Origin of the sequence: Xenorhabdus thuongxuanensis, from assembly GCF_001908095.1 — a bacterium.
Lineage (GTDB): Bacteria > Pseudomonadota > Gammaproteobacteria > Enterobacterales > Enterobacteriaceae > Xenorhabdus > Xenorhabdus thuongxuanensis.
In genome coordinates, this window is record NZ_MKGR01000008.1 from 56,358 (window position 1) to 72,425 (window position 16,068).

Genomic DNA, 16,068 nt, shown 5'->3' on the forward strand with positions numbered 1-16,068 from the left:
GTGGCGGGCTTTTTGTTTTCCTGCTCCGTATTTTTCTGTACCACAAAATGTATTTCACGAATCTCGTTTCATGTGTTCAATTCTAAAATTTTCTTAGCTCATTTATTTAGTTTATAAAAAATAACTTAGTGAAATTAACTTGGTAAAACAGAAAACCATTTCTGTCTTGTGGAACAATCTGCTTGATTAAGGCCTTTACTTGTTAATTTTAACTGTTTATACTCCCTTGCAAATTCTATTGGAGAACGATTAATTGGACAGTCAAAGTTTTTGGTTAAATAAAGATAATTTGGTAAGCTGTTAATATCCCTTCGATTTACTGCTTGCCTGGAGTGGTGGGCGGTGCTACTTTAACTTCATGAGTTGTACCCACCTGAAGAAAAATTATCCAATATTAAGGATCTACTGAGTTGGAATTCTTAGTAAGATATTAACTGAAGGTATATCGGGGTATACATGATGTGGTCATATATTCATTCCTTATTCCCTCCGGGAACATACGAATAATCGATTAAAGATTCGTCGTCAGAATATTCTACGTACGATGAAGAGATGATCTCTTCAGGCTATTCTTTGCATATTAATTTTATAACGAATTAAACAACGCAACCAATAAAAAAGCTCAGCAAATAAAATTAAATGAGCCAGCCTCTATGTACGTGATTTTCTGCATCTAACAGATTTCAAGTTTGCATTAATCAATCAAGTTCACAATCAATAAATTGAGGAACTTAGAGTATTTCTATCCATTTGATGTTATGGAGAATCCCATGTTGTTAACATCCATCGCAATGCACTTACTATCCGCGCTGTGTTTTGGAGCCTTGATTGGAGCTGAACGCCAATGGCGCCAGCGTATGGCGGGATTAAGAACCAACGCTTTGGTATCAACAGGTGCTGCACTTTTCATGATTACTGCAATGAATGCTTCTGAGGGAAATTCTGATCGTATTGCCGCACAAATTATCTCTGGAGTTGGTTTTCTTGGCGCTGGTGTGATTATGCGTCAGGGAATGAGCATTCGTGGTTTAAATACAGCGGCGACATTATGGTGTTCAGCGGGCATAGGGGAGTTATGTGGCATGGGGCAATACTGGGCGGCTGGTATTGCTACAGCGATTATTCTCTGTGCGAACATTTTACTAAGGGAGATCGCGCAACGAATTAATACTCAGCCTCACCAGCAAGCCTTAGATCTAGAACAGCGTTATAAGATCCAAATTATTTGCGACATAAATGATGAGATCTTGGTAAGAACTTTGATTTTACAAGCACTCAATGGATTAGGTGTCAGATTGCAGTCATTAAGCAGTACAGATGCCATTCAGTCTGGCAGGCTTGAGGTTTGTGCGGAAATATTAGCAACACCTGCGGATCAAAAAGAAATTGAATCGATTGTTTGTCGAGTAAGTTTGGAAAAAAGTGTCACTTCAGTTAATTGGAAAATTGCGGCTGAACTACCAGCTTAGAATGTTTTTTTACTATTAATTCCATAATGTTATATTAATAAGGAGCCAATATGGACGATGCCCCTCCTACTACACTAAATGAGGTGTTGCCTATGGAGTAAGTAATTTTGTTTCTCAGATAGGCAACGCATAAAAGCTTTATATGGAAATTATCCTTTGCAAAAAGGGATGATTGCTGTTGCAAATTGTTATGTACGGATAAGACAGGAACATTGACTCAGGATAAAATTATTCTCCAGCACTATTTTAGATACAGAAGGTAGGGAGAATGCTTCTGTCCTTCACAGGGCCTGGTTAAACAGCTTTCATCAAAGTGGAACTAAAAACTTAATGGATCAGGCCATTGTTAGGTATGGATACGATAATTCAGACCTTGATTTCCTCCACGGCTACAGAAAAATTGATGAATTACCTTTTGATTTCGTTAGACGTAGATTATCAATTTCTATACGAGATTTGTCTAAAAAATATCAATTAATCTGCAAGGGAGCCGTAGAAGAAATGCTATCAGTTTGCTCCTATATAAGGATAAAGGAGAAAATTATTCCTCTCACTGAAGAAAGCCATAAGAATGTGATGGAATTAGTTAGCAGTTATAACGACAAAAGTTTCAGGGTGTTAATCTTAGCGACTCGGGAGTTAAGTCACAATGAAGTGAAACACCCACTTTCTGTTGCATATGAAAAGGAGGTGGTACTTCAAGGTTTATTAACATTTTTGGATCCACCGAAAGAAAGTGCTGCAATGACAATTAGGGCATTAAGAGAGAATGGTGTTTCGATTAAGGTAGTTACCGGAGATAATTCTGTTGTCACAGCTAAAATTTGTCGAGATATGGATTTAGATTCTGGAAATATTCTTATTGATCCTGACATTGAACTAATAAGTGATGAAGACCTTTCAAAAGAAGTGGAATTAAGATCAGTTTTTTGTAAGTTAACCCCTCTGCAAAAATCACGCATTTTAAAATTATTACAAAATAATGGTCATACTGTTGGTTTTCTTGGTGATGGAATAAATGATGCACCCGCATTGCGGGATGCTGATGTTGGAATTTCAGTTGATACAGGGACTGATATCGCAAAAGAATCAGCAGATATCATTCTGCTTGAGAAGGATTTGATGGTATTAGAGCAGGGAGTAATCAAGGGAAGATAGACGTTTTGAAATATCATCAAGTATTTAAATATGACGGTTAGTTCAAATTTTGGAAATGTATTTTCGGTATTGGTTCCCATTGCATTTATTCCATTTTTACCGATGTTATCGATTCATTTGCTTGTACAAAACCTAATGTACGATATTTCTCAACTGTCTTTGCCGTGGGACAAAATGGATAAGGAATTTCTGAAAAAAACCGTAAATGGGATGCAAAGAATATAGGGCACTTTATGCTCTGGATTGGTCCTACATAGTCTATCTTAGACATCACGATTTATGCTGTGTGTGGTATGGCTTTGCTGGTTAACAGTATAGAACATCAAGCATTATTTCAATCTGGGTGGTTTTTGGAGGGGTTATTGCCACAAACCTTGGTTGTACATATTTTGCATAGACAAAAAATTTCTTTTGTGCAAAGTATGACAGCATTTCCTATTTTATTGACGACACTAATAATAATGATACTTGGTATTTACATTCCATTCTCTGCATTTGGTAACCTAATTGGGTTACAACCACTACCGTGGTAATATTTCCCATGGTTAATTGGAACATTAATAAGTTACTGTATCGTTGCTCAAATGATGAAACAATTTTATATCATCGATTTGGTGAATGGCTGTAAATAATTATCATCAATTGGTTTATTATTTCGTATGGACTAAAGGAATAATTCATACGGAATATATAACATTGTGATTCTAACTATAACGAACCTTTTGTGGATATTTAGAATAGGTATTGATGTTATTTTCTTAAGCATGAACAACTTTCCAAAATATAAACAAATTTAAGAATATAATGGCGTTATGTTTACCTTTTGTTTTTTTATTTTAAGTGTTTAATTAATCGCCTGTTGATATTTATTTGCAAAGTTAAATGAAGTTATTTTATTTTTTTTATATCTATTTTATTTTTATGAAAATTGTTTATTCCTCTTTTTTAGGTGTTATGTAATAATGTATTTTTTCTAATTTATATTTGTTTATTATTTTATATTTTTGTTATTTGAATAAATTGATTTTTAGTCAATAAGTCACCTTGTTGGGGGTGTTTGGCTGCTGATTTTTCATTCAAAAAAATCGTGTAAAACATTTGCTAATCTTATCATTTTTGGTGTCAGAGTAAAATAAATTGATTAATTTTATTTATTAATTTTGTGTGTAAGTCACCAGAATGGATGAAATAACAAACAATAGGTGTTTGGTTAAATTTATGTCACAAGAAGACGATATATGTATTTTTTTTGTTTAGAAAAATTTATTGATTGAAGTGGCGAAAAATATCTTTGATAGGTGGCAGGGGGATTGGATTTTGTTTAATTAGCGAAGTGTTGCTAGTTAGATTTACCGGAGAGCAGAGATGTATATGTTTTTTTATTTCAATATCATACTGTATTTTATCTTATTTTTGTGATCTGTATGATATTTATGCTCAAGGTAAGGGCGCGCGCTTTTTTTATTCTGTTTGGAAATGGTACGATCATAAACTAAAAATGATCATACTGATAGCTTTTCAATAACTAGTATTCACATTTAATTAATAAATTTGGCATGACTATGATCTAAATCAAGTTATAGTGGAAGATGAGCGCCTACCTACATTATCAAGAAGCAAATTTTATTAAAATATTGATAATTTAGCTAAAGGAAAGATTTTTTGTCGTTATTTTAGATTTGTAAGTTTAATAGATCGTATAAAACCAAAAATAGTTCCTAATATTTTTATTTAAATAATTTAACTTATTAATTGTAGACTATTTCTCGTTTTTTATTGCTTGAATAGTTAATGAGCTAGAAGCATAATAAAAAGTACTAGTTTTGTGATCAAGATCACATAGTATTTAAAATGACATATGTTCTCCGTTGTATAAGTTGATGATTCAGGAGTAAAGTTAATTAGCATTAAGAATATTCTTAATCAATTGTGGCAAGTTCATTACCCAGATGACGCAATAATACTTTTACAACCCATTACCGAAATATTTTAGAAATTGGGCGATCCCAAGAGTAATACAAAGGACAGTTACTGCTCTGGCTAAAGATGTATATTTCAGTTATGTCGGAGATTATTGAATCTCATGCTACTGGTAATTTTGTCGTGAGTGATTCTTTGATCACTTAATTTGATTTTTTCATGTAATCGGACGGGATATATAGAAATGAGTACGGCTGAATTGCTCAAACATATTTATGACATAAATTTATCGTATTTGCTTTTGGCACAACGGCTAATTAACCATGAGAAAGCATCTGCGATGTTCCGTTTAGGTATTAGTGAATCGATGGCTGATACATTGGCCGAACTGACATTGCCTCAGTTAGTAAAATTAGCTGAAACAAACCAACTGATTTGCCATTTTCGGTTTGAAGACCACGAAACCGTACAGCAGTTAACTAAAGAATCGCGGGTGGACGATCTGCAACAAATTCATACGGGTATCTTACTGTCTACTCATCTTTTTCAGCAGTTATCCGCTCAGGATGACACCTCAATTAAGAAAAGAGCGTAAAGATGGTTGAAAAAAGCATCGTTCAGGAAGCGAAAGATATTCAGTTGGCAATGGAACTCATCACTTTAGGCGCACGCTTGCAGATGCTTGAAAGTGAAACGCAACTAAGTAGAGGTCGATTGATTCGGTTGTATAAAGAGTTGCGGGGAAGCCCTCCGCCTAAAGGGATGCTCCCCTTTTCGACGGATTGGTTTATGACTTGGGAACAGAATATTCATTCGTCAATGTTCTACAATGCTTATCGTTTTCTGTTGAAAAGTGGACATTGTGAGGGGGTAGAAGCTGTTGTCAAAGCTTATCGTTTATATCTTGAACAATGCCCTCCAACGAGTGAAGAAGGCCCCGTTTTGGCATTAACCAGAGCTTGGACATTGGTTCGTTTTGTTGACAGCGGGATGTTGCAGCCAACACAATGTCGCTGCTGTGGTGGAACTTTTATCACACATGCTCACCAGCCAGTAAATAGCTTTGTTTGTAGTCTTTGTCAGCCCCCTTCACGGGCAGTAAAAAAACGTAAACTTTCCTCTCAACCTGCCGATATTAAATCACAACTGCTGGATGGATTTGCTCAGCAAGCTGTGTGAATTTAAATGGGAAAGTAAAATTCAGGTTACAGGTTTAATCATAAACTCTGTAACCTGCCGTCATACTCTTTTTCATTTTATCAATTTGCCCTGTTCAAATCTCGTCTGCTCACCAACTTAGCTAAAGGATATCGCGTGTTAGTACTTTTAGGATATATCGTGGTTTTTGGTGCGGTAATTGGTGGCTACTTGCTTGTCGGTGGTCACATGGGCGCACTTTATCAGCCAGCGGAATTTTTGATTATTGCAGGTGCGGGACTTGGTGCTTTTATCGTGGGCAATAATGGCAAGGCGATAAAGGCAACACTGCGTGTTTTACCAAAAGTATTGCGTAGATCAAAATACAATAAGGCGATGTATATGGACCTCATGGCATTACAGTTTCGTCTATTGTCAAAATCCCGTCAGCATGGGCTACTGGCTTTAGAGTGGGATATTGAAAATCCGCACCAAAGTGACATATTCACACAATATCCTCGTTTGTTAAAAGATCAGTATCTGATGGATTTTATCACCGATTATACGCGCCTGATCATCGGCGGTAACATGAATCCTTATGAAATTGAAGCTTTGATGGATGAAGAAATTGAAACTTACGAACAAGAAAGTGAAGTACCAGCGACTAGTTTGGCAGCAGTAGGGGATTCGTTGCCTGCATTCGGGATTGTTGCGGCCGTCATGGGAGTTGTTCATGCTCTGGGATCTGCGGATCGTCCGGCAGGAGAATTGGGCGTATTGATTGCCCATGCGATGGTGGGAACATTCCTTGGAATTTTATTGTCTTATGGTTTTGTTTCTCCTCTGGCAACACTCCTTCGTCAACGCAGCAGTGAGCAAGTCAAAATGATGCAATGCATTAAGGTGACGCTGCTTTCCAGTTTACATGGTTATGCACCACAAATTGCAGTTGAATTCGGTCGTAAAACATTATTCCTCACAGATCGTCCTTCATTCACAGAATTGGAAGAACATGTTCGTCGGGTTAAATCCCCTGTACAACAAGAAGTTGAAGAATAATTATGAGAGAGAATAATGTTTCCGTCGTCAGAATAAAGAGGCGTAAAAAACATGATTCGAACCATGCCGGTGGATCATGGAAGATTGCTTATGCTGATTTTATGACTGCAATGATGGCATTCTTTTTAGTTATGTGGTTGGTATCGATAGCTAGTCCACAGGAATTGACCAGTATTGCAGAATATTTCCGTACTCCTTTGCAAGTAGCAATCAACCAGGGACAGAAAAGTGGCGATAGCACCAACCCGATCCCTGGGGGAGGGGATGATATTTTCCAACAGGATGGGGAAGTTTTCCGCCAATCTAATGTAGTTGAAACTAAAGAAGAAACTCGTCGCTTAAATCGGTTACACCAGCAACTTGACCAATTGATTATTACCGATCCTCGCCTTAAAGAGCTGCGTCCTCACCTATTAATTGACATGATGGATGAAGGTTTGCGTATTCAGATTATCGATCGAGAAAATCGCCCGATGTTTATGATTGGCAGTTCAAAGGTTGAAAGTCACATGAGCGATATCTTGCGGGCAATTGCGCCGATCTTGAACGATATTTCAAACAAAATCAGCCTTTCTGGTCATACCGATAATTTACAGTATGCTAACGGTCAGCGGGGTTACAGCAATTGGGAGCTTTCTTCCGATCGTGCCAATGCATCAAGGCGTGAACTGCTGATAGGTGGTCTGGATGAGGCCAAAGTTCTGAGAGTTGTGGGTATGGCATCTACTGTGAACATGCAGAAAGATATCGATCCTAATGCGCCGGTTAACCGTCGTATCAGTATTATTGTATTAAATAAAGATGCAGAAAGAAGGATTGAGCAGGAAAACAGTGGCGGTAACGCCATGACCGCTAACAATAGTATGGATATGCAAGAAGTCATCAGAATGGATTCAAATGAGGGAGCGGCTGCTCAGCAACCCACCGAACAATCCCATGTGATCATAAAACATGAAATCACAAAATTGGAACAGCCATCGGTTGAACCGCCAAGTGATAATAAGATGACAGAGTAAGTAACGATGGATATGACCGCGTTTTATCAAACTTTCTTTGATGAAGCAGATGAACTATTGGCTGATATGGAACAGCATTTATTGCTGCTCGATGCCGATGAGCCTGATCATGAGCAGTTAAACGCAATATTTCGCAGCGCCCATTCCATTAAAGGTGGCGCTGCGACTTTTGGTTTTACCAAGCTGCAACAGACCACACATGTTTTGGAAAATCTGCTCGATAGCGCCAGACGTGATGAAATACGTTTGACCATTGACATTATCAACCTGTTTTTAGAAGCGAAAGATATTATGCAGCAACAATTGGATGCCTATAAAAGTTCTCAGGAGCCGGATGAAGACACATTCAATTATATCTGCGAGACGCTGCGTCAGCTTGCATTAGAACTACAGCAAGGGCAGCAAGAAGAGTTTCTTGCAGTATCGCCTGTAATTCAGGCTGAACTTGTCACGGAAGACGTTGTAAATGAAGTTGAGGAAAAACAAACAGTAGTATCGGCTCAGCCCGAAGAAAATAAACCAGAGAAGAGACATTTTCCGGCAGGTAAATCCAGTCATGGGCAGATCCGTGTTCATTTATCTGGCTTGAAAGAACGCGAAGTCAGTTTAATGAAGGATGAATTGGGGCATCTTGGTGAGATTTATGATGTAGAGCAAACTACTAATAGTCTCGAAGCTTCATTGATCACATCTGCAACAGAAGATGATATTACGGCTGTATTGTGCTTTGTAATTGAGCCTGAGCAAATTACTTTTTTACCAACAAATGAATCTCAGTCAGAAGATGCGGACACTGAAACAGAACAAGATACTGTAGAAATAATAGATGCAGTAAAAACTGTGGCAGAAAATAGTAAATCAGGTAGTAATGCAGCAAAAAATACGGCAGAAGAGATTACCACAGCAGCAAATACGATAATTACAAATGATCCACAGCCGGCTAATGCTCCGAGAAAAACGGATGTACATGAAGTTGGGCGTCCGGCACCACGTCCAGCGGCGGGATCACCACGCCAACGTGCGGAATCATCCAGTATTCGTGTTGCTGTTGAAAAAGTTGATCAGCTTATCAATTTAGTGGGTGAATTGGTCATTACCCAATCTATGCTGGCTCAGCATTGTAACGGTCTGGAGCCAACCAAACATAGTGAATTGCTAAGTTGTATGGCTCAATTGCAGCGAAACTCCCGTGACTTGCAAGAATCTGTCATGTCAATTCGCATGATGCCGATGGAATATGTTTTTAGCCGTTATCCACGTTTAGTGCGGGATTTGGCTGGAAAACTCAACAAGAAAGTGGAATTGACATTAATCGGCAGTTCGACAGAACTGGATAAGAGTCTGATTGAACGGATTATCGATCCTCTCACACATTTGGTACGTAACAGTCTTGATCATGGTATCGAAAGCCCGGAAAAACGCCTTGCGGCGGGTAAACCTGAAACGGGTAATTTGACTCTGGCGGCTGAGCATCAAGGTGGAAATATCTGTATTGAAGTCATTGATGATGGTGCTGGTCTGAATCGTGAGAAAATCTTAGCAAAAGCAGAATCTCAGGGCTTAAGTGTCAGTGAAAATATGAGCAACGAAGAAGTGGCTATGCTGATTTTTGCTCCTGGTTTCTCTACCGCAGAAGTGGTAACTGATGTCTCTGGCCGTGGTGTTGGTATGGATGTGGTCAAGCGCAATATTCAAGATATGGGCGGGCAAATTCAGATTAGCTTCCAGGAAGGAAAGGGAACAGTCATTCGCATTTTGCTGCCACTGACATTAGCGATACTGGATGGCATGTCAGTCAGAGTTAGTGAGGAGGTTTTCATCCTGCCACTGAGTGCCGTAGTGAGTTCATTGCAACCACAAGAGGAAGATATTTATCCGTTGGCGGGTGATGAAAAACTATTACTGGTACGTGGGGAATATTTACCTCTGCTTGAACTGTATCGTATATTCGATATTCCTAATGGAATCACTGATCCAACGAAAGGCATTGCTGTTATTGTGCAAAGTGCCGGACGCCGTTATGCCTTGCTGGTGGATAAACTGGTGGGGCAACATCAAGTTGTTGTTAAAAATATTGAGAGCAATTACCGCAAAATACAGGGTATTTCGGCGGCCACCATTATGGGGGATGGTAGCGTTGCGCTCATCATTGATGTTCCTGCTTTGCAAAAGCTTAACCATGAACAATTGGCTCAGCGCAAAGCGGAATTAGCGAATAACAATTAGAAAATACCCAATAGATGTCAAGTCGGTGTACCACAAAGGAGCCGCTTGAAAGGGGAAGAGCAAAATTTCACACTAAAAGGTAACATCATGTCAGCCATAGAAGAATTTAATAAATTATCGGGGGAAACGACTGGAAAGGAATATCTGGTTTTCACCTTGGGTGATGAAGAGTATGGGATTGAGATATTAAAAGTACAAGAAATTCGCGGCTATGATCAAGTTACCCGCATTGCAAACACGCCAGCCTTTATAAAGGGGATTACTAACCTGCGTGGGGTGATCGTTCCTATCATCGATTTAAGGATCAAATTTTCACAGGAAGATGTCACCTACAACGACAACACTGTTGTGATTGTTCTGAATTTGCTTAACCGTGTTGTTGGGATTGTGGTTGACGGTGTGTCAGATGTGTTGTCCCTGAAAGAAGATCAGATTTGTCCTGCACCAGAGTTTGCTGTCACTTTATCAACAGAATACTTGACTGGGCTTGGTTCTATTGATGAACGGATGCTGATTCTGGTTGATATCGAAAAGCTTCTCAATAGTGAAGAAATGGCATTGGTTGATTCAGTCGCCAAAGGTTGATGTAAGATTGATGTTTTGGGGCTACTGCAATAAAAAACAGCAGCCCCTTTGTGTTAGATCAAAAAAATACTGTAAAAAATCAATTTTTAGAATTATACGTAAAGTTCCCTTTATGTGTGCCGATAACACTGGCATAGAAATTTAGTAAAAAAGGGAAGTCATGTTTAACCGAATGAAAATAGTGACGGGATTAATCTTAGTCATCATATTGTTTGGTGCTTTGCAACTTATCTCCGGGGGATTATTCTTCAAAGGGTTGAAGAATGATATGGAAGCCTTTGAATTAGTAGATAAAATGCGAGAGCAGCAAATCTATCTGGATGAAAGTTGGGTTAACTTGTTGCAAGCCCGCAATAACCTGAACCGTGTTGGTATCATGTACATGGTGAAAGATAGTGATGCTGAAGGTAGTTATAAAGCTGATGACGCTCTGGCAGAAGCCAAGGCCAATATCGCTCGTGCAGAACGGCTCTTCGAGAAATATGAACAGACTGAAAGGCTGCCTTTCTATAATTCAGAACACCTTCAACGTTTGAAACAGACTCATAATGACTACCTTAATGCGCTTAAAGAGTTAGATAACATGCTAGCGCATGGCAAGTTTAAGGAGTTTTTTATCCAAAAAACGTCTGATTATCAGAACGCATTTAATGCGGAATTTAACTTCTATGTGTCTCAGAGCTCAAAATTTTATGAACAAGTGTCACAGGAAGCTGACAAAGCTTACAGCAATGTCCTTATTTCGTTGTGCTTTTTGATGGCTCTGCTAGCTGTGGTTATGGTAATAAGCTGGATTGGCTTACGTAAAGCATTAATAGATCCGTTGCACAAGCTGCTGGAAAATATCAAGGCCTTCTCAAGAGGGGACTTGACCCAGGTGATCACTGTAACTGGTAATAATGAAATGGGCATGTTAGCCGTTGGCTTGAGACACATGCAGGAAGAACTGATCAATACGGTCAGAAGTGTTCATCAAAGTACCGAAACCATCTATACCGGCACCAGCGAAATTGCCGCAGGTAACAACGATCTTTCCTCCCGTACTGAACAGCAAGTGGCTTCGTTGGAAGAAACGGCTGCCAGTATGGAACAGTTGACTGCGACAGTAAAACAGAATGCTGACAATGCTCGTCAAGCCAGTAACTTGGCTGACAATGCCTCTGAGATTGCCCGTCAGGGGGGCAAAGTGGTAGCTAATGTCGTTCAGACCATGCATGAGATTGCAGACAGCTCTCGTAAGATCTCTGACATCACAGGTGTCATTGATGCCATTGCTTTCCAAACCAACATCCTTGCCCTTAACGCTGCGGTGGAGGCTGCCCGTGCTGGTGAGCATGGCCGTGGCTTCGCAGTAGTTGCCGGTGAAGTGCGCAACTTGGCACAGCGCAGTGCAGAAGCGGCTAAAGAGATCAAAGCATTGATCGAAGACTCTGTAAATCGTACAGATACAGGCTCTATGCAGGTAGAAAGTGCTGGTGAAACCATGAATAAAATTGTGGATTCTGTTACCCGCGTGACTGACATTATGGGGGAAATTGCATCGGCTTCTGATGAACAAAGCAGAGGGATCACGCAAGTTGGTGTTGCTATTTCCGAAATGGACAGAGTCACACAACAAAATGCGTCATTAGTTGAGCAGTCTGCGGCGGCGGCGGCGGCATTGGAAGAGCAGGCCAAGATATTAACTAAAGCGGTTGCGATGTTCCAGTTACCGGAGCAGGCAGAAAGGAAGCAGCCTGAGAAAAGAAAAATTGAAGTTTTATCGGCAACAAAATCGTCGGCTCCTCCAGCTAATACAACAAATCCTCCCGTGCTGAAGAAAGACGGCAATGTGGAAGACCCATCTAATTGGGAAACATTCTAAAAAAATAATAGCGATAACCACGGCTGCATTATGCAGCCGTTAAACGAGGTGATTACATGTTAGGCAAGCTTCGCATATCAACCAGTTTGTATCTGTTACTGATGATGTTTTGTGTTATGCAAATTATTTCGAGTGGTTTATCTCTGGGAATAATTCATACAGACCAGACATATATCGAAAGAATTGATCTGGGAACTCAACGGAGAGATACCCTTGGCTTGAGTTGGGCAGCATTGTTGCAAACGCGTAATACTCTGAACAAAATCGCAATTGCCCACAAAGTGGGGCAACCACAAACGCAGGTAGAGGCAATGGAGGCGTTACTTAAAAGTTCGATGAATGAAGCAGACAGGAGTTTTGCCAAATTTAGTTCACTACCTCGGATAGAACAAACTGATCATAGTGCAGCCTTATTAACTGCGGTTGAACATTCTTATCAAGAATATATCAACGCATTAAAAGAGCTAAAAACTTATCTTTATGAAGGTAATTTCCAAGCCTTCCTTGATCAACCTACAGAAGATTACCAGCGTAAGATGGAAATTGCATATAACAACTATATGCAGTATCTCGGTGCTAACATTAACTCAGCGGTCTCTGAGGGAAAATTTTACTACAAAGTATCCATTGGCATGTTTTTTGGTGCTGTTTTGATGGTATTTGTTGTTTCAATAGCGGCTAATTGGTGGTTGAAACGTAACCTGCTCAGACCGTTTTCGAATATGAGAGCTTGCTTTCAGGATGTAGCAGAAGGGCGTTTGGATAAAGAAATTTCTGTATTCACCAATGATGAAATTGGTGATATCTTCCGAAAATTGCGTGATATGCAGACATCATTAATCAAATCCATTACTGCTGTGCGCGAGAATACTAACCAGATGTATTCTGGTATTCAAGAGATCGCCCAGGGCAATACGGACTTATCTTCACGTACAGAGCAACAGGCAGCATCACTGGAAGAAACGGCTGCCAGTATGGAAGAATTAACAGTTACTGTTAAACAGAACGCAGAAAATGCACGTCAAGCTAGCGAACTGGCGATATCGGCTTCCCAGACTGCTTCAAAAGGTGGTGAACTGACCACAAGTGTTGTGGCAACTATGGATGAAATTGCCAAAAGTTCGAAGAAAATCAGCGCCATTATCAGTGTTATTGATGGTATTGCTTTCCAAACCAATATCCTGGCATTGAATGCTGCTGTTGAAGCGGCACGTGCCGGTGAACAGGGACGTGGGTTCTCTGTAGTAGCCGGTGAAGTACGTGATTTGGCACAACGTAGTGCCGAAGCTGCGAAAGAAATCAAAACCTTAATCGATGAATCTGTCCATCGAGTTAATCAGGGTTCAGAATTGGTGAACAATGCGGGACAAACGATGGATGAACTGGTTAGGTCGGTGAACCAGGTGACTGATTTAATGGCTGAAATTGCTGCTGCCTCTGATGAGCAGAGCCGTGGCATTCATCAAGTTGCTCAAGCCGTTAGCCAGATGGATCAAGTCACACAGCAAAATGCTGCGTTGGTGGAACAATCTGCCGCAGCCGCAGATGCCCTTGAAGACAAGGCGGACATATTGGTGAAAACTGTTGCTCAATTTGAACTGCCTAACAGTTTGGAAGATGAGTACGAGCATCAAGCGACCACTACATCAAACATGACTGACGAGCATGTTGTAAGTCAACTACGCTGAGGTCAGATGAAAGCCAATTCAATAGCTTCAGATACTGATGCTACTGCACCGCTGAACTTTATGCTTCAGCGGCATGCTTTGTCGGATGCGCAATTTGAGCGTATCTGCCAGTTTATCTATCAACGGGCTGGCATAGTACTGGCAAAAAATAAGCGTGAGATGGTATACAACCGTTTAGTCAGGCGGCTTCGTGTATTGGGACTTAATGATTTTGGTCAATATCTGTCGATTTTGGAACAGGATAGTCACAGTAAAGAATGGGAATCTTTCATCAATGCATTGACCACTAATCTCACCGCATTTTTCAGGGAATCTCATCATTTTCCTATTCTGGCAGCGCATGCCAGCAGGAAAAATGGTGGGACATACCGTGTTTGGAGTGCTGCCGCTTCAACGGGGGAGGAGCCATATTCTATTGCAATGACCTTGTGTGATGCACTGGGGCATCGGTCAAATCGAATAAAAATCATTGGTAGTGATATTGATACCAGTGTGCTAGAAAAAGCCAGGCGAGGAGTGTATCGGCTGGAAGAATTACAGTATCTAAGTGAAAGCCAAAAGAAAAAATATTTTTTCAAAGGGGTTGGTCGCTTTGAAGGATACGCACGGGTTCGTCCTTTACTTGCTGAACTGGTGAGTTTTCAGCATTTGAACCTGCTCGATTCTGATTGGGCACTTGAAGGTAAGTTTGATGCAATATTCTGTCGTAATGTAATGATTTATTTTGATAAAAAGACACAGGAAAGGATCTTGCGTCATTTTGTCAATTTCTTAAAACCGGATGGTTTGCTCTTTGCAGGGCATTCCGAAAACGTCACTCAAATCAGCCGAGAGTTCTACTTGCAAGGACAGACCGTTTACGGTGTAGGTCGGGCAAGGAGGGGTCATGAATAAAATAACTGTTCTTTGTGTGGATGATTCGGCGTTAATGCGTCAAATCATGCGGGAAATTATCAATAGTCACCCTGATATGGAAGTCGTGGATTGTGCTCCAGATCCATTTGTTGCCCGTGATTTAATCAAAAAACACAATCCGCAGGTATTAACATTGGATGTTGAGATGCCGCGCATGGATGGCATTGATTTTCTGGAAAAATTGATGCGGCTACGTCCTATGCCTGTTGTGATGGTTTCTTCTCTGACAGCAAAAGGTTCGGAAATTACATTGAAGGCACTGGAACTGGGAGCGGTGGACTTTGTGACTAAGCCCCAATTGGGTATCCGTGAAGGTATGCTAGCTTATAGCGAACTGATTGCCGAAAAAATCCGTGCCGCCGCCCAAGCTAAAATCAGTCCTGCGGAACCGGCATCCGTAAATACAGCACCATTGAATTTCAAGCCACTATTATCCAGTGAAAAATTGATCGCAGTAGGGGCATCAACAGGAGGAACAGAGGCAATCAAAAACCTGCTGCAACCCCTGCCGATCACCAGTCCGGCTTTATTGATTACTCAACATATGCCTGCGGGTTTCACCCGTTCTTTTGCCGAAAGGCTTAATAAACTGAGTCAGATCACAGTAAAAGAAGCTGAAGATGGGGAACGCGTTCTGCCAGGGCATGCCTACATTGCACCTGGGGATCGCCATATGGAACTTTGCCGCAGTGGAGCCAATTATCAAATCATGATAACTCATGCCCAGCCAGTTAATCGCCATCGCCCTTCTGTTGATGTTCTCTTTCGCTCTGTTGCTAAATATGCCGGGCGCAATGCGGTAGGCGTTATTTTAACTGGCATGGGTAATGATGGTGCTGCGGGCTTGCTGGAAATGAAACAGGCAGGGGCTTACACATTGGCTCAAAGCGAAAAAAGTTGTGTAGTATTTGGAATGCCACGTGCCTCGATCCAGTTAGGGGCGGTGGATGAAGTCATGGATCTTCAAAAAATCAGTAAAACTATGCTGGCCAAAATCAGTGCGGGGCAATCGGTTCGTATTTAGTCGTTGT

General features: G+C 40.5%; 11 protein-coding genes and 1 pseudogene. All 12 read left to right on the forward strand.

Annotated elements, in window-relative coordinates; all coding sequences use genetic code 11:
* The first annotated feature begins 770 nt into the window (after window positions 1-770).
* The 12 genes and pseudogenes from Xentx_RS07425 (at window position 771) to Xentx_RS07485 (ending at window position 16,061) form a co-directional block, all read left to right on the forward strand.
* Window positions 771-1,469: an MgtC family protein gene (locus Xentx_RS07425; protein WP_074019616.1), complete on the forward strand. Its 699-nt coding sequence runs from the start codon at window positions 771-773 to the stop codon at window positions 1,467-1,469.
* 185 nt (window positions 1,470-1,654) lie between these two features.
* Window positions 1,655-3,255, forward strand: a pseudogene (mgtA, locus tag Xentx_RS18480) (magnesium-translocating P-type ATPase); the annotation flags it as partial.
* 1,536 nt (window positions 3,256-4,791) lie between these two features.
* On the forward strand, window positions 4,792-5,142 hold the full coding sequence (flhD, locus tag Xentx_RS07440; RefSeq protein ID WP_074019618.1) for a flagellar transcriptional regulator FlhD: 351 nt from the start codon (window positions 4,792-4,794) through the stop codon (window positions 5,140-5,142).
* A 2-nt stretch (window positions 5,143-5,144) separates the two neighbouring features.
* Window positions 5,145-5,726, forward strand: coding sequence for a flagellar transcriptional regulator FlhC (gene flhC / locus Xentx_RS07445; RefSeq protein ID WP_074019619.1), 582 nt, complete (start codon window positions 5,145-5,147; stop codon window positions 5,724-5,726).
* A gap of 135 nt (window positions 5,727-5,861) precedes the next feature.
* Window positions 5,862-6,743: a flagellar motor stator protein MotA gene (motA, locus tag Xentx_RS07450; RefSeq protein ID WP_074019620.1), complete on the forward strand. Its 882-nt coding sequence runs from the start codon at window positions 5,862-5,864 to the stop codon at window positions 6,741-6,743.
* A 2-nt stretch (window positions 6,744-6,745) separates the two neighbouring features.
* Window positions 6,746-7,759, forward strand: a complete 1,014-nt coding sequence (gene motB, locus Xentx_RS07455; protein WP_074019621.1) for a flagellar motor protein MotB — start codon at window positions 6,746-6,748, stop codon at window positions 7,757-7,759.
* Between the two features lie 6 nt (window positions 7,760-7,765).
* Window positions 7,766-9,985 (forward strand): chemotaxis protein CheA, encoded by a 2,220-nt coding sequence (gene cheA, locus Xentx_RS07460; protein ID WP_074019622.1) that lies wholly within the window; start codon window positions 7,766-7,768, stop codon window positions 9,983-9,985.
* Window positions 9,986-10,072: 87 nt separating this feature from the next.
* Window positions 10,073-10,570: a chemotaxis protein CheW gene (gene cheW / locus Xentx_RS07465; RefSeq protein WP_074019720.1), complete on the forward strand. Its 498-nt coding sequence runs from the start codon at window positions 10,073-10,075 to the stop codon at window positions 10,568-10,570.
* Between the two features lie 160 nt (window positions 10,571-10,730).
* Entirely contained in the window at window positions 10,731-12,434 is a 1,704-nt protein-coding gene (locus Xentx_RS07470) for a methyl-accepting chemotaxis protein (protein WP_074019623.1), read from the forward strand.
* Between the two features lie 56 nt (window positions 12,435-12,490).
* A complete protein-coding gene (locus Xentx_RS07475; RefSeq protein ID WP_074019624.1) occupies window positions 12,491-14,122 on the forward strand; it encodes a methyl-accepting chemotaxis protein in 1,632 nt (543 codons plus the stop codon).
* 6 nt (window positions 14,123-14,128) lie between these two features.
* Complete coding sequence (gene cheR / locus Xentx_RS07480; RefSeq protein ID WP_074019625.1) at window positions 14,129-15,016, forward strand: protein-glutamate O-methyltransferase CheR; 888 nt, start codon at window positions 14,129-14,131, stop codon at window positions 15,014-15,016.
* The gene (locus Xentx_RS07485; protein WP_074019626.1) at window positions 15,009-16,061 is read left to right on the forward strand and encodes a protein-glutamate methylesterase/protein-glutamine glutaminase; all 1,053 of its coding nucleotides are present in this window, start codon (window positions 15,009-15,011) and stop codon (window positions 16,059-16,061) included. The genes cheR and Xentx_RS07485 overlap by 8 nt, the downstream gene beginning before the upstream one ends.
* Window positions 16,062-16,068 lie beyond the last annotated feature (7 nt).

Excerpts from the sequence above, each read along its gene's own strand:
- flhC (WP_074019619.1), top strand. The coding sequence starts at position 5,145 with ATGGTTGAAAAAAGCATCGTTCAGGAAGCGAAAGATATTCAGTTGGCA.
- cheR (WP_074019625.1), top strand. The coding sequence starts at position 14,129 with ATGAAAGCCAATTCAATAGCTTCAGATACTGATGCTACTGCACCGCTG.
- Xentx_RS07425 (WP_074019616.1), top strand. The coding sequence starts at position 771 with ATGTTGTTAACATCCATCGCAATGCACTTACTATCCGCGCTGTGTTTT.
- cheA (WP_074019622.1), top strand. The coding sequence starts at position 7,766 with ATGGATATGACCGCGTTTTATCAAACTTTCTTTGATGAAGCAGATGAA.
- cheW (WP_074019720.1), top strand. The coding sequence starts at position 10,073 with ATGTCAGCCATAGAAGAATTTAATAAATTATCGGGGGAAACGACTGGA.
- Xentx_RS07475 (WP_074019624.1), top strand. The coding sequence starts at position 12,491 with ATGTTAGGCAAGCTTCGCATATCAACCAGTTTGTATCTGTTACTGATG.
- motB (WP_074019621.1), top strand. The coding sequence starts at position 6,746 with ATGAGAGAGAATAATGTTTCCGTCGTCAGAATAAAGAGGCGTAAAAAA.
- Xentx_RS07470 (WP_074019623.1), top strand. The coding sequence starts at position 10,731 with ATGTTTAACCGAATGAAAATAGTGACGGGATTAATCTTAGTCATCATA.
- flhD (WP_074019618.1), top strand. The coding sequence starts at position 4,792 with ATGAGTACGGCTGAATTGCTCAAACATATTTATGACATAAATTTATCG.
- Xentx_RS07485 (WP_074019626.1), top strand. The coding sequence starts at position 15,009 with ATGAATAAAATAACTGTTCTTTGTGTGGATGATTCGGCGTTAATGCGT.